The organism is Streptomyces sp. NPDC005483 (assembly GCF_040606035.1).
Classification (GTDB): Bacteria; Actinomycetota; Actinomycetes; order Streptomycetales; family Streptomycetaceae; genus Streptomyces.
Map to the genome: position 1 here is coordinate 238,209 of NZ_JBEXEA010000004.1, position 17,182 is coordinate 255,390.

Annotated in this window: 16 protein-coding genes; 6 read left to right on the forward strand and 10 right to left on the reverse strand. The window is 72.1% G+C overall.

Annotation, left to right across the window (positions count from 1 at the left end; translation table 11 throughout):
- Positions 1 to 158: 158 nt before the first annotated feature.
- The 6 genes from ABZT06_RS10080 to ABZT06_RS10105 all read right to left on the reverse strand — a co-directional run bounded on the left by ABZT06_RS10080 (position 159) and on the right by ABZT06_RS10105 (position 6,903).
- Entirely contained in the window at positions 159 to 968 is an 810-nt protein-coding gene (locus tag ABZT06_RS10080; protein ID WP_355737663.1) for an ECF transporter S component, read from the reverse strand.
- Positions 965 to 2,641: an ATP-binding cassette domain-containing protein gene (locus ABZT06_RS10085; protein ID WP_355737666.1), complete on the reverse strand. Its 1,677-nt coding sequence runs from the start codon at positions 2,639 to 2,641 to the stop codon at positions 965 to 967. Before ABZT06_RS10085 ends, ABZT06_RS10080 begins: the two co-directional genes overlap by 4 nt.
- A complete protein-coding gene (locus ABZT06_RS10090; protein ID WP_355737669.1) occupies positions 2,638 to 3,741 on the reverse strand; it encodes an energy-coupling factor transporter transmembrane component T in 1,104 nt (367 codons plus the stop codon). The genes ABZT06_RS10085 and ABZT06_RS10090 overlap by 4 nt, the downstream gene beginning before the upstream one ends.
- Positions 3,731 to 4,372, reverse strand: coding sequence for an SCO2322 family protein (locus tag ABZT06_RS10095; RefSeq protein ID WP_355737672.1), 642 nt, complete (start codon positions 4,370 to 4,372; stop codon positions 3,731 to 3,733). The genes ABZT06_RS10090 and ABZT06_RS10095 overlap by 11 nt, the downstream gene beginning before the upstream one ends.
- Entirely contained in the window at positions 4,369 to 5,544 is a 1,176-nt protein-coding gene (locus ABZT06_RS10100; protein WP_355737675.1) for a prenyltransferase/squalene oxidase repeat-containing protein, read from the reverse strand. The genes ABZT06_RS10095 and ABZT06_RS10100 overlap by 4 nt, the downstream gene beginning before the upstream one ends.
- A gap of 333 nt (positions 5,545 to 5,877) precedes the next feature.
- Complete coding sequence (locus tag ABZT06_RS10105) at positions 5,878 to 6,903, reverse strand: MBL fold metallo-hydrolase (RefSeq protein WP_355737678.1); 1,026 nt, start codon at positions 6,901 to 6,903, stop codon at positions 5,878 to 5,880.
- Positions 6,904 to 7,072: 169 nt separating this feature from the next.
- On the opposite strand from ABZT06_RS10105, the gene ABZT06_RS10110 reads away from it, so the two are divergent.
- The 3 genes from ABZT06_RS10110 to ABZT06_RS10120 all read left to right on the forward strand — a co-directional run bounded on the left by ABZT06_RS10110 (position 7,073) and on the right by ABZT06_RS10120 (position 9,936).
- Complete coding sequence (locus tag ABZT06_RS10110; protein WP_355737681.1) at positions 7,073 to 8,530, forward strand: aldehyde dehydrogenase; 1,458 nt, start codon at positions 7,073 to 7,075, stop codon at positions 8,528 to 8,530.
- A gap of 6 nt (positions 8,531 to 8,536) precedes the next feature.
- Positions 8,537 to 8,770, forward strand: a complete 234-nt coding sequence (locus ABZT06_RS10115; protein ID WP_355737683.1) for a ferredoxin — start codon at positions 8,537 to 8,539, stop codon at positions 8,768 to 8,770.
- Between the two features lie 305 nt (positions 8,771 to 9,075).
- Positions 9,076 to 9,936: a tetratricopeptide repeat protein gene (locus ABZT06_RS10120; RefSeq protein ID WP_355737686.1), complete on the forward strand. Its 861-nt coding sequence runs from the start codon at positions 9,076 to 9,078 to the stop codon at positions 9,934 to 9,936.
- A 28-nt stretch (positions 9,937 to 9,964) separates the two neighbouring features.
- Here ABZT06_RS10120 and ABZT06_RS10125 read toward each other — a convergent pair whose 3' ends face one another.
- Positions 9,965 to 10,615 carry a TetR family transcriptional regulator gene (locus ABZT06_RS10125; protein ID WP_355737688.1) on the reverse strand — a complete coding sequence of 217 codons (651 nt, stop codon included), beginning with the start codon at positions 10,613 to 10,615 and terminating at the stop codon, positions 9,965 to 9,967.
- A gap of 227 nt (positions 10,616 to 10,842) precedes the next feature.
- On the opposite strand from ABZT06_RS10125, the gene ABZT06_RS10130 reads away from it, so the two are divergent.
- The 3 genes from ABZT06_RS10130 to ABZT06_RS10140 are packed head-to-tail and all read left to right on the forward strand — an operon-like array spanning position 10,843 to position 14,752.
- On the forward strand, positions 10,843 to 12,957 hold the full coding sequence (locus tag ABZT06_RS10130; protein ID WP_355737691.1) for a glycosyltransferase: 2,115 nt from the start codon (positions 10,843 to 10,845) through the stop codon (positions 12,955 to 12,957).
- Positions 12,951 to 13,685, forward strand: coding sequence for a class I SAM-dependent methyltransferase (locus ABZT06_RS10135; RefSeq protein WP_355737694.1), 735 nt, complete (start codon positions 12,951 to 12,953; stop codon positions 13,683 to 13,685). The genes ABZT06_RS10130 and ABZT06_RS10135 overlap by 7 nt, the downstream gene beginning before the upstream one ends.
- On the forward strand, positions 13,682 to 14,752 hold the full coding sequence (locus ABZT06_RS10140) for a prenyltransferase/squalene oxidase repeat-containing protein (protein ID WP_355737697.1): 1,071 nt from the start codon (positions 13,682 to 13,684) through the stop codon (positions 14,750 to 14,752). Before ABZT06_RS10135 ends, ABZT06_RS10140 begins: the two co-directional genes overlap by 4 nt.
- A gap of 82 nt (positions 14,753 to 14,834) precedes the next feature.
- Here ABZT06_RS10140 and ABZT06_RS10145 read toward each other — a convergent pair whose 3' ends face one another.
- The 3 genes from ABZT06_RS10145 to ABZT06_RS10155 all read right to left on the reverse strand — a co-directional run bounded on the left by ABZT06_RS10145 (position 14,835) and on the right by ABZT06_RS10155 (position 17,123).
- Positions 14,835 to 15,128 (reverse strand): hypothetical protein, encoded by a 294-nt coding sequence (locus ABZT06_RS10145; protein WP_355737700.1) that lies wholly within the window; start codon positions 15,126 to 15,128, stop codon positions 14,835 to 14,837.
- A gap of 40 nt (positions 15,129 to 15,168) precedes the next feature.
- Positions 15,169 to 16,179 (reverse strand): LLM class F420-dependent oxidoreductase, encoded by a 1,011-nt coding sequence (locus ABZT06_RS10150; protein ID WP_355737703.1) that lies wholly within the window; start codon positions 16,177 to 16,179, stop codon positions 15,169 to 15,171.
- A gap of 104 nt (positions 16,180 to 16,283) precedes the next feature.
- Positions 16,284 to 17,123 carry a hypothetical protein gene (locus ABZT06_RS10155; RefSeq protein ID WP_355737706.1) on the reverse strand — a complete coding sequence of 280 codons (840 nt, stop codon included), beginning with the start codon at positions 17,121 to 17,123 and terminating at the stop codon, positions 16,284 to 16,286.
- Positions 17,124 to 17,182 lie beyond the last annotated feature (59 nt).

Consider the following 17,182-nt stretch of genomic DNA (forward strand, 5'->3'; position numbering starts at 1 on the left):
CAATGACCCCTTTTACTAGTTGTGGCCGAATCGCCGGGAAAGGCCGTCCATGTGATCCGGCTCTCAAGCTGCAGGTCAGAGGGGGTGCATGCTGGGTGTTATATCCGAAATGTTCCTACTGTTCCCCTTAGTAAGTGAGCTGGGTCATGTGGGGCGCTTCACCGCTCGGGCGCCTCGAATGTGACCTGGGCCTCGAAGGCGGCGCGCCGGGTGGCCCGGCGCAGGCCCCTGAGGAGGGCCGGGCCGAGGGTGAGCGTCAGGACGACCGTGACCACCGCCCGGCCCAGGTCCCAGCCGAGGGACGTGGCCAGGCAGTACGCCACGAAACGCGCCAGGTTGGCGGGGACGCCGGCGTGCGCGTCGAAGGCGATGTCCGAGGCCAGGGCACCCATGAAGGGCCAGCCGGCCATGTTCATGGCGGTGCCGTAGGCGAAAGCGGCGAGGAAGCCGTAGGCGGCCAGCAGCCGGACCTCCGTACGGCCCTGCGCGCGGGCCGGTACCGGCAGCAGACCCGCGCCCATCGTGAACCAGCCCATCGCCAGCATCTGGAACGGCATCCACGGCCCCACCCCGCCCGTGAGCAGGGCGGACGCGAACATCGTGACGTTCCCGAGCACGAAGCCGAAGCCAGGGCCGAGGACGCGGCCGCTGAGCACCATCAGGAAGAACATCGGCTCGATACCGGCGGTGCCGGCGCCGATCGGCCTGAGCGCGGCGCCGGTCGCGGCGAGTACACCGAGCATCGCCACCGCCTTGGGGCCGAGCCCCGACTCCGCGAGCGCGGCGGCGACCACCGCGACGAGGAGGACGAGCAGTCCGGCGAAGAGCCAGGGGGCGTCCTGCGTGTGGGTGCCGACCTGGGAGGTGGGCGGGGCGAGGAAGGGCCAGCCGAAGGCGACGACGCCCACGGCGCTGACCAGGGCGAGGGTGAGGAGGGAGCGGGGGCCGAGGTGGACGGCTCGGGTCATGACAGGGCCTGCCGTACCTGCGTGACCGTGAGCCACCGCTGTGGAGCGAGGATCTTGCTGACCTGTGGGGCGAAGGAGGGGGACGAGGTGATGACGTCCGCCGCCGGGCCGTCGGCGATCACCTCGCCCTCGGCCAGCAGGATCACCCGGTGGGCGAGCTCGGCGGCCAGTTCCACGTCGTGCGTGGCCAGCATGATCGCGTGACCGGTGGCCGCGAGTTCCCTCAGCAGGCCGACCAGGCGGGCCTTCGCCGCGTAGTCCAGGCCACGGGTCGGCTCGTCGAGGAGCAGGAGGGGCGGGCGGGCGGTCAGGACCACGGCGAGGGCGAGGGCGAGCCGCTGGCCTTCGGAGAGATCGCGGGGGTGGGTGTCGTCGGTCACGCCGGGGAGGAGGTCGTCGACCAGCGCGCGGCAGGTGCCGGGTGCGGCGCCTGCGTCACGGTCGGCGGCCCGGCATTCGGCGGCGACCGTGTCGGCGTAGAGGAGGTCCCGGGGTTCCTGGGGGACGAGGCCCACTCGGCGGACGAGGTCCCGGGGGGCGGTGCGGTGGGGCTGGGCGCCGCCCACCCGGACCGATCCGGCGGAGGGTTCGGTGAGGCCGACCAGGGCGTTGAGGAGGGTGGACTTGCCGGCGCCGTTGCGGCCCATGAGGGCGATGGTCTCGCCGGGGCGGAGGGTGAGGTCGACGTGGCGCAGGGCCTGGACGCGGGCTCGGCGAACGGAGAGGGAGCGGACTTCGGCGAGGTGGGAGGGGGTGGGGGTGATCGGCTTGCGGCGGCGGAATCGGCGGGGCGCCCGGCCTTCGGCCGGGGACTCGGTCTCGCTGTCGGCCGCCGGGGGGACGTCCATGAGTGCTCGCCCGGCCAGCCGCTCCCGCAGTTCCCCCGCCCTGCGGCGCGCGTCCCGCACCGTCAGCGGCAACGGAGCCCAGCCCGCCAGCCGCCCCAGGTCCACCACCGGCGGATACACCGGGGACACGGCCATCATCTCGGCCGGGCCGCCGAGGACCGGTGCCTCTCCGTGGGCGGGCAGGAGGGCGACCTGGTCGGCGTACTGGATGACGCGTTCCAGGCGGTGTTCGGCCATGAGGATCGTGGTGCCCAGGTCGTGGACCAGGCGCTGGAGGACGGCGAGGACCTCTTCCGCCGCCGCGGGGTCCAGGGCCGAGGTCGGTTCGTCCAGGACCAGGACCCGGGGGTGCGGGGTGAGGACCGAGCCGATCGCCACGCGCTGCTGCTGGCCGCCGGAGAGGGTGGCCAGCGGGCGGTCGCGCAGGGGCGCCAGGCCCAGCAGGTCCAGGGTCTCCTCCACCCGGCGGCGCATCACGGTCGGTGGCAGGCCCAACGACTCCATGCCGTAGGCGAGTTCGTCCTCCACGGTGTCCGTCACGAAGTGGGACAGCGGGTCCTGGCCCACCGTGCCGACCACGTCCGCCAGTTCGCGCGGCTTGTGGGTGCGGGTGTCGCGGCCGGCCACCGTGACCCGGCCGCGCAGGGTGCCGCCCGTGAAGTGCGGGACGAGCCCGCTGACCGCGCCGAGGATCGTGGACTTGCCGACCCCCGACGGGCCGACGAGCAGGACGAGTTCACCCTCGGGCACTTCGAAGTCGACGCCCCGGACGGTGGGTTCGGACGCCCCGTCGTACGTCACGGAGACATCCTCGAAGCGGATCACGACGACGGCTCCTCTGGTGCGGGTGCGGGTGCGGGGGCGATGAAGGCCGGCAGGAGGCCCAGGAGGACCGCCGCGGCCGGCCGGACGGGGAGGGCGGGGGCGACGAGGGGCAGCACGCCGGGGTGCAGGGCGGCCGGATCGGTGGCGCCCGCGAGGAACATCGCCGCCGCCACGGCCGCGCCGGAGCCGGCGACCAGGAAGGACCGCGTGGTCCAGCGGTCCGGACGGTACCGGGTGCGCGGGGTGCGGCGGCCGCCCAGACGCAGCCCCGCGAGGGCGGCGGCGAGACCGGTGAGGAGGACCGGGATGCCGTACGTGCCGCCCTCGGCGGTGAGCAGTCCGTACGTTCCCGCGCAGACGCCGAGCAGGCCGCCGAGGGTGAGCGCGGTGGTCGTACGGCGAACTCCGGGCGGGACCTCTGCGGTTCGGCCGTAGCCGCGGGCGTCCATCGCCGCGGCGAGGGCGACCGAACGCTCCAACGCGCCCTCCAGGACCGGGAGTCCGACCTGGAGGAGGCCCCGGACGCCGGTGTCGGGGCGGCCCCGGAGGCGGCGGGCGGCGCGCAGGCGTTGCACGTCGGCGATGAGATGGGGGGCGAAGGTGAGGGCCACGACCACTGCCACGCCGAGTTCGTAGAGGGCGCCGGGGAGGGACTTGAGGAGGCGGTGCGGGTTGGCGAGGGCGTTCGCCGCGCCGACGCAGACGAGGAGGGTGGCCAGCTTCAGGCCGTCGTAGAGGGCGAAGACGAGGGACTCCGCGGTGACCCTGCCGCCCAGGCGGATGCCCTGGGCCCAGTCGGGGAGGGGGAGTTCGGGGAGGGTGACGAGCACATGGGTGCCGGGAACGGGCGAGCCGAGGACGATCGTGAAGAGGAGCCGGACGAGGAGCACGCCGAGGGCGAGCTTGAGGAACGCGCTGTACGAGCGGGCCCAGGGGGTGGGCCGGCGACAGGACGCCACCACGTAGGCGGAGGTGGCGACGAGAAGGGCGAGCAGGAGGGGGTTGGTGGTGCGGGTGGCCGCGATCCCGAGGGAGAGGGACCAGAGCCACCAGGCGCCGGGGTGCAGGGGGGCGGGCCGGACGGATGAGCTACGGCGCATTCCTGCGCCGCCTCGATTGCCACACCGCCGCCGCTCCCAGTACGGCGATCGCCGCCAGGCCCGCGAGCAGACCCACGGACGGGCCGCCGTCCGACGGGGCCGACTTCTTCCCCGGTTGCTTCCTCTTCGCGTTGCCCGTCACCTGCTCCCCGCAACCGGCCGCCGGATACCCGGCGATCGCGCAGAGCAGGGCATTCGTGCTGTAGCGCAGTGGCTTCGCGGCCGCCGCCAGGGCCTCCGCCGCGGTCGCGTCCCGGGGCACCACCGCGCACTCGGTACGGCTCGCCGGGGGCTGCTCGCCGGGCGGGGCGTCCGCGGCCGTACCGAAGTCGATGACCAACGCCACGCGCTTACGGCCGTCCCGCACCGCCGTGTCCCCGCAGATCGCCGTGAACGACGCCGTCCCGCGGGGCTTGTCCGCGTCGGCCGAGTCCTCGCTCACCGCGAAGCGGAAGCCCTGGACGTCGCCGTCGGAGGGGACCGCGGTCGAGGGGCCCTGGGTGGCGTAGGTCCAGGTCGTGCCGGTGCGGTCCCAGAAGGACCAGTAGCGGTACCCGGCGGCCCGGGCCGGGCTCACGGTGGCCAGGAGGAGACCGACCAGGAAGGAGAGGAGGACCGCCCGCCGTATCACGGCTGCTTCCTCTTGTTGCGGCTGCTGAGGAGGAAGCCGATGCCCGCCCCGGCGGCGAGACCCGCGCCGACCATCCACCAGACGTACGTGCCGGAGTCGTCCTGGGACGCGGTGACCGGCGCCGGTCCCGTCGCGGTCAGCTGCTTCACCAGGTCGGTGCCGCCGAAGTCGCTCGGGTCGGCGCCGGCCGCCTCGGCGGCGAGGATCAGCTGGGCGTAGGCCGCCGGGCCGCTCTGCCGGGTCCACTTCGCGGAGTTCTTCTCCAGCCACGCCAGGGGCCTTCGCACGGCCTCGGGACCGCCCTGTACGGCGAGTGCGACGACCGCGTCCGCCGTGTTGCCGTAGTCGGGCTGGTTCTCGGCACCGGGGAGGACGGACTTCAGGTAGCCGTCCTTCGCGACCGCCTCGGCGAGGAAGGAGGCTCCGTTGGCCGCGGCCTGCTCCGGGGTGAGGTCCGGTGCGTCGGCGCAGGTGGTCTCCCTCGTGGTGCCGGCCCTCGCCGTCAGCGGACCCGTTCCGCGCGCGGCGAGGACGGCAGCCGCCGTCGCGTCCGCGTTGGCCCTGAGCTTGCCCTTCTTGTCCGGCTGGTAGGCGAAGGCGCCCCCGTCGGCACACGGCAGGGACAGCTTCAGCAGGGCGTCGTAGGGCGACTTCGCGCCGACGCGGACCTTCGAGACGGGGATGTTCTGGGTGGCGAGGGCGCCCATGACCACGGATGTCGAGTTGGCGTCGCTGGCCCCGCCGGGGGCGAAGCCCCAGCCGCCGTCCTTGTTCTGGACGGACTTCAGCCAGTTCACCGCCTTCGTGACCGCGCTGCCGTGCCCGCCGACCGCGGACAGGGCCTGGGCGGCTGCCGCTGTGCTGTTGGTGTCGACCATCAGCTTGGCGTCGCAGGCCTTGGCCGGGTTCGCGCGGAACGCCGGGAACGCCCCGTTCTCGCACTGCTGCCCGGCCAGCCAGTCGACGGCCGCGGCCGCGGGCTCCGCGTGCACCCGGTACAGGGCGATGAGCGCGAACGACTGCCGCCAGACCCCGTCGTAGGTGGGGTCGCTGTTGCCGTACAGCCCCGAGGGCAGGGACGGCGAGGGGGACGGCGAGGCGGCGACGGCGGGTGCGGCCGTGCCGATCACGACGGTGGCGGCCAGGACCGCGGCGCTGCGGCGGACGTTCATGATCGGCGGATGCCCTTCTCCCTGCGGAGAGCCGGGCAGCACGGGAGGACCCCCGGGCGGCTCGGCTCCGTATACCTCGACGGTGCCGCACACCGGCCGGTTGCCGGTGCGCGCGAGCCGGTCACGAAACGCACGGGGCAGTCCGGCTCACCGTCGGCGGGACGGTTCGCGATGGGGGCACCTCCCAGGCCCTTAAGGCACTGGGGGAGGGTCAGCGCCGGAATTGCACCGGCTTCCCCCCGTACGGGTGTGATACGACCTGGCTACTGTACTCGCCCGTAGGGAAGCGCCTGAGAGCACCCTGTGCAACCTGCGCAGGTGAGGCCCGTGTCCTCAGGCGGCCACGTACGTCACCGGATCGCTCCCCGTCACCGCCTCCGCCCGCCCCAGCTTCACCAGCCGCCGCAGATGCGCCTCGGCCTCCGAGACCGCGATGTTCCGTGAGCCGTAGGGGATCTGGTCCCAGGGCCGGTTCCACTCCATGCGCTCGGCGAGCTGCCAGGGGGTGAGGGGCTCGGCGAGGAGGGAACGCAGGTCGGTGAGGCGTTCCTCGTGGTGGGCGAGCAGCTCCCGCACCCGGGCGCTCGCGTCGCTGAAGACATGCTGGTGGGCGGGGAGGACCTCGGCGGGGGCGAGCCGGCCGACGCGTTCCAGGGAGTCGAGGTAGTCGCCGAGGGGGTCGGTGACGGTGGCGTCGTCGGGGTCCTCGTACAGGCCGATGTGCGGGGTGATCTCGGGGAGAAGGTGGTCACCGGAGAACAGGCGCCCGTGGCCGGGCAGTTGGGCCGGGTGTTCCTCCTCCAGGTGCAGGCAGACATGGCCGGGGGTGTGCCCCGGGGTCCAGATCGCGCGGAGCCTGCGGCCAGGGAGGTCGAGGAGTTCGCCGGGGACGATCTCGCGGTCGGGCAGCGCGGGGGAGAAGCCCGGGAGTTCGCGGCGGCGTGCGGTGCGCAAGGGGGCCACGTGTTCCTCGGGGGCGCCCGCCGCCTCCAGCTTGGCCGTCATGTAGGTGAACCAGCGCTCGGCCCGGGTCTCCCGGGTGCGCCGCACGATCGCGGAGTCCGCCGCGTGCATCGCGATCCAGGCGCCGGAGGCGTCCCGCACCTTGCCCGACAGGCCGTGGTGGTCGGGGTGGTGGTGGGTGATGACCACGCCGTGGATCTCGTCGACGGAGGTGCCGCAGGCCGTCAGCCCCTCGGCGAGGGTGTCCCAGGAGTCCGGGTCGTCCCAGCCGGTGTCGATCAGTACCGGCCCCCGGTCGGTGTCCACGACGTACACGAGCGTGTGGCCGAGGGGGTTGTCCGGGATGGGCACCTGGACGGACCGGACGCCTCCGCCATGGTCGTGCACCTGCGCCATGAGTTCCCCAATCACCCGCGTTCCGGTCACTATAACTAGAACGAGTTTCGATGGGAGCCCGAGGTCACCAACAGCCACGGCGTGCGGCCCGTGGACTCCTCGGAGTGGAACTGGTATCAGTTCCGTATCTGATGGTTCGTCAGTAAGCCGCCGCAGGGAGGCGTTCGCCATGACCGAGCTCGTGGAACACGGACAGCTGTTCATCGGCGGGGAGTTGACCGACCCCCTGGGCGAGGACGTCATCGAGGTGATCTCCCCGCACACCCAGGAGGTCATCGGAAGGGTGCCGCACGCCTCCCGCGCGGACGTGGACGCGGCGGTCGCCGCCGCGCGCACCGCCTTCGACGAGGGGCCCTGGCCCCGGATGACGCTCGACGAGCGCATCGAGGTCGTCACCAGGATCAAGGACGCCATCGCGGTACGGCACGAGGAGATCGCCCGCGTGATCTCCTCCGAGAACGGCTCCCCGTACTCCTGGAGCGTCCTCGCGCAGGCCCTCGGCGCGATGATGGTCTGGGACTCGGCGATCACCGTAGCCCGGAACTTCACGTACGAGGAGACCCGCGACGGAGTCCTCGGCCGCATCCTCGTGCGCCGCGAGCCGGTCGGGGTCGTCGCCGCCGTAGTCCCTTGGAACGTCCCGCAGTTCGTCGCCGCCGCCAAGCTCGCGCCCGCTCTGCTCACCGGCTGCACGGTGGTGCTCAAGCCGTCGCCCGAATCGCCGCTGGACGCGTACATCCTGGCCGAGATCACCAAGGAGGCCGGGCTGCCCGAGGGGGTCCTCTCCATCCTCCCGGCCGACCGCGAGGTCAGCGAGTACCTGGTCGGACACCCGGGGGTCGACAAGGTCTCCTTCACCGGCTCGGTGGGCGCGGGCAAGCGCGTGATGGAGGTCGCCGCCCGCAACCTCACCCGCGTGACACTGGAGTTGGGCGGCAAGTCGGCGGCCGTGGTCCTCCCGGACGCGGACGTCGAGACGGCCGTCGCCGGGATCGTCCCGTCCGCCTGGATGAACAACGGCCAGGCCTGCGTGGCCCAGACCCGCATCCTGCTGCCCCGCTCCCGCTACGACGAGTTCGCCGAAGCCCTCGCCGCGGCGGCGAGTTCACTGGTCGTCGGAGACCCGCTGGACCCCGCCACCCAGGTCGGCCCCCTGGTCGCCGAACGCCAGCAGCGCCGCAACCTCGACTACATCAGGATCGGCCAGGAGGAGGGCGCCAAGATCCTCACCGGTGGCGGTCGTCCGGCCGGCCTGGACCGCGGCTGGTACGTCGAGCCGACGCTTTTCGGGGACGTCGACAACTCGATGCGGATCGCGCGGGAGGAGATCTTCGGGCCCGTGATCTGCCTGCTCCCCTACGGCGACGAGTCCGAGGCCGTGAAGATCGCCAACGACTCCGACTACGGCCTCTCCGGCAGCGTGTGGACGGCCGACGTCGAGCGCGGTATCGAGGTCGCGAAGCAGGTCCGCACCGGCACCTACAACGTCAACACCTTCAGCCTCGACATGCTCGGCCCCTTCGGCGGCTACAAGAACTCCGGTCTGGGACGGGAGTTCGGCCCGGAGGGATACAGCGAGTACCTGGAGCACAAGATGATCCATCTGCCGGCCGGCTGGGAGGCGTGAGCGGCGATGGGTGACCGCTGGCACGTCGAGGTCGACCGCTCCCTGTGCATCGGCTCCGCGCAGTGCGTCCACACCGCCCCCGACGGATTCCGCCTGGACACCGCCCGTCAGTCCCACCCCGCCGAGCCGGAGGCCGATGCCAACGAGAAGATCCTGGCCGCGGCGGAGAACTGCCCGGTGGAGGCCATCATGATCAGCCTCCTGGGGAGCGGGGAGCCGGTGTTCCCACCGGAGGAGTAGACGTCGAGAAAATCATGTTTTGATGGGTTTCATTCCCGGTCTCGCGTTCTATTCTGGAGTCAGGCCTACGAGACGAGTGAGGGAGTCCCACCGGAGTAGCCGACTCGGGCGAGATGCGAAGGTTTCCGCCGGGGCCGACGTCGACGGTAGGGCTGAGAGGCCGGAGAGCATCGGGAAGGCTCGACGGCGACCCCCAGGACCTGATCCGGACCATGCCGGCGAAGGGAACCCGTCTCGTAGGTCCTTCGCGTGTGGGCGTACGCTCCTGCGGTCGTCGATCGGGACCGATGGGGTGGGAAAGAAACGTGGAGAAGTCCGAGGCCAGAGAGCTGATCGAGCAGGCGCGTGCGGCCTGGGACGCCGAGGAGTGGCTGTGCGCCGCCGAGCTGTACGAGCGGGTGCTCGCGCACTTCCCGGACCTGGAGGCGAGCGCGGCCTGGTGGTACGACGCCGCGCTCGCCCACAAGTTCCTGCGCAACTGGGCCAAGGCGTACGAGCTCGGCCGGGAGGCCGCGGCCCGCTCTCCGCGCGGCGAGGGCGACCCGGCGTACTGGAACCTCGGCGTCGCTGCCACCATCCAGCGTGACTGGGCGACCGCGAGGGACGCCTGGACGGGCTTCGGCATCCGGCTCCGGGACGGGGAGGGGCCGATCGACGACGGCTTCGGGTACGCCTGCGTGCGCCTCGACACCGGCGAGCGCGAGGTCGTCTGGATCGAGCGGCTGTGCCCCACCCGCGGCCGGGTCGTCAGCGTGCCCGTCACCGGCGGGCGGCGCTACGGCGAGATCGTCGTCCACGACGGCGAACCGAAGGGCGAGCGGGTCGTCGAGGGCTCCACCTACCCCGTCTTCGAGGAACTCCTGCTCTTCGAGGCGTCCGAACTGCCCACCCTGGAGGTCACGGTGGCCGCGGGCGAGACGGCCGACCTGGAGGCACTGGTCGAGCTGTTCACCGACCACGGCTTCGGCGCCGAACCCGCGAGCAGCGTCCGTGTGCTGTGCGCCTGCTGCAGCGAGGGCACCCACACCCAGGAGCGCTCCGTCGAGGCGGGCGCCCAGCAGGTCTCGCTCGGCGCCCCCGAGGGGGAGGCCCGGCGACTGCTGGAGCGGTGGGCGGGGGAGGCGGAGACCGGACGGAGCTGGAGCGGGCTCGCGGCCGTCGGCTAGGGGCGGGGTCGGTGAGGGGCGCGGTCGGTCAGGGCCGGTTTGGTCGGGACCGGGGTTCCGTGAGGTCGATCAGCCGGCACACCGTCTCGATGTCGATCTTCACCTGGGCGATGGAGGCGCGGCCCGAGAGCCAGGTGATCAGGGCCGAGTGCCAGGTGTGCTCGATGACGCGGACCGCGGAGAGCTGCTCGGCCGTCGGGTCGTCGAGGCCCATGGCGTCCAGGACGATCAGCGTGGTCTGGTGGGAGACCTGGTCGACCTCCGGGCTCACACTGCGGTCCGCGAAGGTCAGCGCGCGCACCATCGCGTCGGCCAGATGCGGCTCGCGCTGGAGCGCCCTGAAGGCGCGCATCAGGGTCTCCGCGACCCGCTCGGCCGCCGTCTCCCCCTGCGGCGGCTTCTTGCGGAGCGTGCCGTGCATGTGTTCCAGCTGGTCCTGCATGGTGGCGACCAGCAGATGGATCTTGGAGGGGAAGTAGCGGTAGAGGGTGCCGAGGGCCACCTGCGAGGACTCCGCGACCTCCCGCATCTGCACCGCGTCGAACCCGCCACGGCTCGCCAGTTGCGCGCTCGCGTGCAGGATGCGGCGGCGCCGCGCCTCCTGCCGCTCGGTCAGCGGTGGCGCGTCGGATCGCGCGGTACTGGCTTCCACTCCGGCCGGCTTGGCCACCTTGTCCACCTTGGGTTCCGTGACAGTCCGTGAGGGCTCGCGATCACACAGCATGGCAGGCTGCCGGGCCGGGGCGTGGTCGCGGCGTTCGTGGCGTGAATCACCTGATCCACCGCTCACAGGACCCCTACCTGCCGGTAGATTCAGAGCCTCCTGAACGATCAAGTCTGAAACTTGTTCTAGATTACCTTCTCGTCGTAATCTCGCGGGACAATGCAGGCAGAAGGGGGCCCAGAGTGACCGCTGAGGCCAGTCAGGCCGGGGCCTTCGAGAGCCCGGCCGCCGACGGCGAGCGACCGCTCCGTATCGCGCTCCTCACCTACAAAGGGAACCCGTTCTGCGGCGGTCAGGGTGTCTATGTACGGCACCTCTCGCGTGAACTGGCCCGCCTCGGCCATCGCGTCGAGGTCATCGGCTCCCAGCCGTACCCGGTCCTCGACCCGGGGTACGACGGTCTGAGCCTGACCGAGCTGCCGAGCCTGGACCTCTACCGCTCCCCGGACCCCTTCCGCACCCCGCGGCGGGACGAGTACCGCGACTGGATCGACGCCCTGGAAGTCGCCACGATGTGGACCGGCGGCTTCCCGGAGCCACTCACCTTCTCCCTGCGGGCCCGACGCCATCTCCGGGCCCGCAGCGGTGAGTTCGACGTGATCCACGACAACCAGACCCTCGGCTACGGCCTGTTGGGCGACGTCGGCGCACCCCTGGTGACCACCATCCACCACCCCATCACCGTGGACCGGCAGTTGGAGCTGGACGCGGCCGAGGGCCGGTGGCAGCGGCTGTCCAAGCGCCGCTGGTACGCCTTCACCCGTATGCAGAAGCGGGTGGCCCGCCGGTTGCCTTCCGTGCTCACCGTCTCCGGCATTTCCCGCCAGGAGATCGTCGACCACCTCGGCGTCCGTGAGGACCGTGTCCACGTCGTCCACATCGGCGCCGACACCGACCAGTTCTCGCCGGATCCGTCGGTCCCCGTGGTTCCGGGCCGGATCGTCACGACCTCCAGCGCGGACGTCCCCCTCAAGGGCCTGGTCTTCCTCGTCGAGGCGCTGGCGAAGGTCCGCACGGAACACCCCGGGGCGCACGTGGTCGTCGTGGGCAAGCGGCCGACCGAGGGCCCGGTCGCCCAGACCATCGAGCGCTACGGCCTCGAAGGCGCCGTCGACTTCGTCAAGGGCATCTCCGACGCCGAACTCGTCGACCTGGTCCGCTCGGCGGAGGTCGCCTGCGTGCCGTCGCTCTACGAGGGCTTCTCCCTGCCGGCCGCCGAGGCGATGGCGACCGGAACCCCGCTGGTCGCCACGACGGGCGGTGCGATCCCCGAGGTCGCGGGACGCGACGGCGAGACCTGCCTCGCGGTACCGCCGGGGGACTCCGGCGCGCTGGCGGCAGGGCTGAGCCGGCTGCTGGGCGACCCGGACCTGCGGGCACGGCTGGGCGCGGCGGGACGCGAGCGAGTGCTCTCCCACTTCACCTGGGCACGCGCCGCCGAGGGAACGGTGACCAGATACCGGGAGGCCATGGCCGCCGCCACGACAGGGACTACGCCCGGTCCGACGACCAACCCGTCCCGCTCGGCGGTTCCGGGCCCGGGCCACTCCGCGAGCCCGGCTCACCCGGCAGCGGACCCGTCTCGCTCGGTGGCCTCGGACGAAGGTCGTTCCAGGGTTCCGGGCCAGGGTCGCTCCGCGGGTGGCCCGGCTCGCTCGGCGGTTCCGGACCATGGCCGCGCCGCGAGCCGGGCTCGCTCGGTGGCAGACCTGGCCGGCTCGGTCGGCGGCACGGCAGCCGCGGCCGGAACGGCGGTGGCTCCGGCCCCTTCGGCGGCAACTCCGGTCGGTACGGCGGCAGACGTGGCCGGCGCGGAGGTCCCGGCCCGCTCCACGGCAGCCCCGGCCGGCACGGCCGCAGCCCCGGCCCGCTCCGCGGCGGAACCTGCGCGGGGGGCGGCGGGCGAGTCCCGTACGGTGGCAGCCTCCGCCGGCTCCACGGCAGACCCGGCCGGCGCGGCGGCGGCGCCGGCCCGCTCCGCGGCGGAACGTGCGCGGGGGGCGGCGGGCGAGTCCCGTACGGCGGCAGCCCCCGCCCGCTCCACGGCAGACCCGGCCGACACGGACGTAGCCCCCTCCGCGTCTTCGGATGACGCCGGCCCGGGTCCTGGCCGGGCCGGGGACTCCAGGAGTCGGGGACGGGACGCCGTGTCGGGGGAGGGCGGTGCTGTGGGCGCCACCGACACTCCCGCGCCGCCCTCGGACAGCGCCGTATCCGCCGCCCCGAAGACCGCCGCTGCCCCCGCAGCCTCCTCCAGTGACACCGGTGTCTATCCCGAAAGCAGGGCCACGTGCTGACCGTCGACTTCTCCAGGTTCCCGCTCGCGCCGGGCGACCGCGTCCTGGACCTCGGCTGCGGGGCCGGCCGGCACGCGTTCGAGTGCTACCGGCGCGGCGCGCAGGTCGTGGCCCTGGACCAGAACGCCGACGAAATCCGCGAGGTCGCCAAGTGGTTCGCGGCGATGAAGGAGGCCGGGGAGGCCCCCGAGGGCGCCACCGCCACGGCCATGGAGGGCGATGCCCTGGCCCTCCCCTTCCCCGACGAGTCCTTCGACGTCGTGATCATCTCCGAGGTGATGGAGCACATCCCCGACGACAAGGGCGTACTCGCCGAGATGGTCCGGGTGTTGAAGCCGGGCGGCCGGATCGCGATCACCGTCCCGCGCTACGGCCCCGAGAAGGTCTGCTGGGCCCTGTCCGATGCCTACCACGAGGTCGAGGGCGGCCACATCCGCATCTACAAGGCGGACGAACTGCTCACGAAGATCCGCGAGGCCGGTCTCAAGCCGTACGGCACCCACCACGCGCACGCCCTGCACTCCCCGTACTGGTGGCTGAAGTGCGCGTTCGGCGTCGACAACGACAAGGCGCTGCCGGTGCAGGCGTACCACAAGCTGCTGGTCTGGGACATCATGAAGAAACCGCTGGCCACCCGGGTCGCCGAACAGGCGCTCAACCCGCTGATCGGCAAGAGCTTCGTGGCCTACGCGACCAAGCCGCACCTGCCGCGGGTGGCCACCTCGTGACCACTCCCCGGACAGAACACCTCGTCCTGCCCGGGGTCCTCACCGCCGAGCAGGCCGCCGCGACCGTCGCCGGAATCCTGGCCGCGCAGCGCGAGGACGGGGCCATCCCGTGGTTCCGCGGGCACCACCTCGACCCGTGGGACCACACCGAGGCCGCCATGGCGCTGGACGCAGCGGGCGAGCACGAGGCGGCCGAGCGGGCCTACGAATGGCTCGCACGGCACCAGAACGAGGACGGTTCCTGGTACGCCGCCTACCAGGACGGGGACTTCACCGAGGTCACCGACCGCGGGCGCGAGACCAACTTCGTGGCCTACATAGCCGTGGGAGTGTGGCACCACTACCTGTCCACCGGCGACGACACGTTCCTCGACCGGATGTGGCCGACGGTGTACGCCGCGATGGAGTTCGTCCTCGAACTCCAGCAGCCGGGCGGGCAGATCGGCTGGAAGCGGGAGGACGACGGCAGGCCCGTCACCGACGGGCTGCTCACCGGGTCCTCCTCGATCCACCACGCGCTGCGATGCGCGCTCGCGATCGCCGAACAGCGCGAAGAGGCGCAGCCGGACTGGGAGTTGGCGGTCGGTGCGCTACGGCACGCGATCCGCCGACACCCCGAACGCTTCCTCGACAAGGACCGCTACTCCATGGACTGGTACTACCCGGTCCTGGGCGGGGCGTTGACCGGTGCGGAGGCCAAGTCCCGTGTCGAGGAGGGCTGGGAGCGGTTCGTCGTACCCGGTCTCGGGGTGCGCTGTGTCGTCCCCAACCCGTGGGTGACGGGCGGGGAGTCGGCCGAACTGGCCCTGGCCCTGTGGGTGATGGGCGAGTCCGACCGGGCTCTGGAGATCCTGCAGTCGATCCAGCATCTGCGGGACGCGGAGAGCGGGTTGTACTGGACCGGGTACGTGTTCGAGGACGGGGCGGTGTGGCCTCGGGAACTGACCACGTGGACGGCGGGGTCGCTACTGCTGGCCGTCGCCGCGCTGGGCGGCCACGAGGCCACGTGTGCCGTTTTCGGCGGGGACCGGATGCCGGTCGGGCTGGACCCGGACTGCTGCGCCTGAGCGCCCGGGGGTTCTGCGCGACAGCGAGTGCGTGGTGTCAGTCGCTGTCGCGCAGTTCCCCGCTGCCCCTACGGGGCACGTCTCAGTGGCGATGTGCCCGGTTGGCGATCGCGTGGCCCACGAACAGGTACACGACGGCTGCCAAGCCGTAGCCCGCGACCACTCGGGCCCAGGCCTCGTCGAAGGTGAAGAGGTTGTAGGACCAGCCGGCGAGCCAGCGAGCGGCGTCGTGGATGAACTGCACGAAGTCGTTCGCACGGTTGGCGTCCAGCAGGTACATCAGGATCCACAGGCCCAGGATGAAGGCCATGATGTCGGCGACGACCGCTATGACCGTCCCGGCGGAATTGGAACCGCGGCGAGATACAGTGGACATGGTGTTCGAATGGCCCCGAATTCCTTGACGAAACCCGGCGTCACACGTTGAGTTCGGCCAGCACGCGCAGCGACTCCCGGTCCGGGGCCAGCGCCAGCAGGTCCGTCACCGGCCCCTTGCGCCACGACTCCAGCCGCTCGGCGATGCGTTCGCGGGGGCCGACCAGGGAGATCTCGTCGGCGAACGCGTCCGGCACCGCGAGCACCGCCTCCTCGCGGCGGCCCTCGAGGAAGAGCCGCTGGATCCTGCGCGCCTGCTCCTCGTACCCCATGCGGGCCATCAGGTCGGCGTGGAAGTTGCGGGCCGCGTGGCCCATTCCGCCGATGTAGAAGCCGAGCATCGTCTTGACGGGCAGCAGCCCTTCGGCCACGTCGTCGCAGACCCGCACCTGGGCCATGGGGGCGACGAGGAACCCCTCCGGGGCTTCGGTGAGCGAGGCTTCGTAGACCTCGGGCCGGTTCGGCGACCAGTACAACGGCAGCCAGCCGTCCGCGATCCGGGTGGTCTGGGCGATGTTCTTCGGCCCCTCGGCACCGAGGAGGATCGGCAGATCGGCGCGCAGGGGATGGGTGATCGGCTTGAGCGCCTTGCCGAGCCCGGTGCCGTCCTCGCCCCGGTAGGGGTGGGAGTGGAAACGCCCGTCCACCTCGACCGGCGCCTGACGCCTCAGCACCTGCCGTACGACGTCGACGTACTCCCGGGTCGCGGTCAGCGGCGACTTGGGGAACGGACGGCCGTACCAGCCCTCGACGACCTGTGGCCCGGACAGTCCGAGGCCGAGCATGACCCGCCCGCCGGAGAGATGGTCCAGGGTGAGGGCGTGCATGGCGGTGGTGGTCGGCGACCGTGCGGCCATCTGTGCAACCGCCGTACCCAGCCTGATCGTTGAGGTCCGCGCCGCGATCCAGGTGAGCGGCGTGAACACGTCCGACCCCCACGACTCGGCCGTCCACACCGAGTGATAGCCGAGCCGCTCCGCCTCCTGGGCCAGCGGCACCTGGTCGGGGGAGGGGCCGCGGCCCCAGTAGCCGAGCGTAAGGCCGAGTCGCACGACGCCTCCTGACGATTCGTCAGCTCTTCGCGATCGCTCGCGAATGTACGGCAACGGCCCCCCGCCCGGAAGGGGCGAGGGGCCGTCGTACGACCTCGAAGGGCTCAGCCGCGCTGGATACCGCTCGTGTCCTGCAGCACACCGCGGCGGCCGTCCTGCGTCTGCGCGACCAGACTCGGACCGCGCTGCTCGACCGCCAGGTACCAGGTACCCGGGGCGAGTTCGGCGATCGGCGTCGGCGAACCGTCCTCCGCGAACAGCGGACGCGGCACCGGCACGGCGAACCAGAACGGCGAGAACTCCGCGGCCGGCGGCTGCGGGGCCTGCGCCTGGGGCTGGGGCTGCGCACCGAAGGGCTGCCCCGGCTGCGGCTGACCGCCGTACGGCTGCTGCCCCTGCTGGCCCGGCTGCCCCTGCTGCTGGGCGCCCGGGTAGCCGTAACCACCGGGGGGCTGAGCGCCGTAGGGCTGCGGCTGGACCGGCTTCGGGGCCGGGACGAGGCCGGCCTGCAGGGCGGGGACGAGGGGAGTGGCGATGGCGGCCGCGGCCATGACCAAGGTGGCGACGAGAGCGAGGATCAGTCCGATGCCGGCGCTGACGGTGTCCGAACTGGAGCCGTAGTCCGCGGCGCTGAGCGGGTCGAAGACGTTCCCGAGCGCGCTCCAGGCGGCGAAGACCGTGAACGCGGCGCCGACCTGGCCGAGGTCGAGGCCCGCCACCTTGGGGAGCTGCGACAGACCGCGCGACAGGACGACGAGAGCGGCGCCGATGATGCCCGCGAGGACCACCCCCATCACGACCGGACCGCTCGCCCAGGCGCTGGGGAGATCGGCGTCGTCGGGGGCTCCGTCGACCGAGTACAGATCCAGGAACGACGCGATGAACAGCAACACCGCTGCACCGATCACCACGCCGTCGCCTCGAGTGAGGGAGCGGATATTCACGTCAAGTCCTTTGTAGGTCGTCTCATCGTCGGTAGACCCTATCGCCCGCCCGGGCGGAG

Coding starts and splice junctions, on each gene's coding strand:
- ABZT06_RS10080 (WP_355737663.1), bottom strand. CDS start 968: ATGACCCGAGCCGTCCACCTCGGCCCCCGCTCCCTCCTCACCCTCGCC.
- ABZT06_RS10090 (WP_355737669.1), bottom strand. CDS start 3,741: ATGCGCCGTAGCTCATCCGTCCGGCCCGCCCCCCTGCACCCCGGCGCC.
- ABZT06_RS10100 (WP_355737675.1), bottom strand. CDS start 5,544: ATGAACGTCCGCCGCAGCGCCGCGGTCCTGGCCGCCACCGTCGTGATC.
- ABZT06_RS10105 (WP_355737678.1), bottom strand. CDS start 6,903: ATGGCGCAGGTGCACGACCATGGCGGAGGCGTCCGGTCCGTCCAGGTG.
- ABZT06_RS10110 (WP_355737681.1), top strand. CDS start 7,073: ATGACCGAGCTCGTGGAACACGGACAGCTGTTCATCGGCGGGGAGTTG.
- ABZT06_RS10115 (WP_355737683.1), top strand. CDS start 8,537: ATGGGTGACCGCTGGCACGTCGAGGTCGACCGCTCCCTGTGCATCGGC.
- ABZT06_RS10145 (WP_355737700.1), bottom strand. CDS start 15,128: ATGTCCACTGTATCTCGCCGCGGTTCCAATTCCGCCGGGACGGTCATA.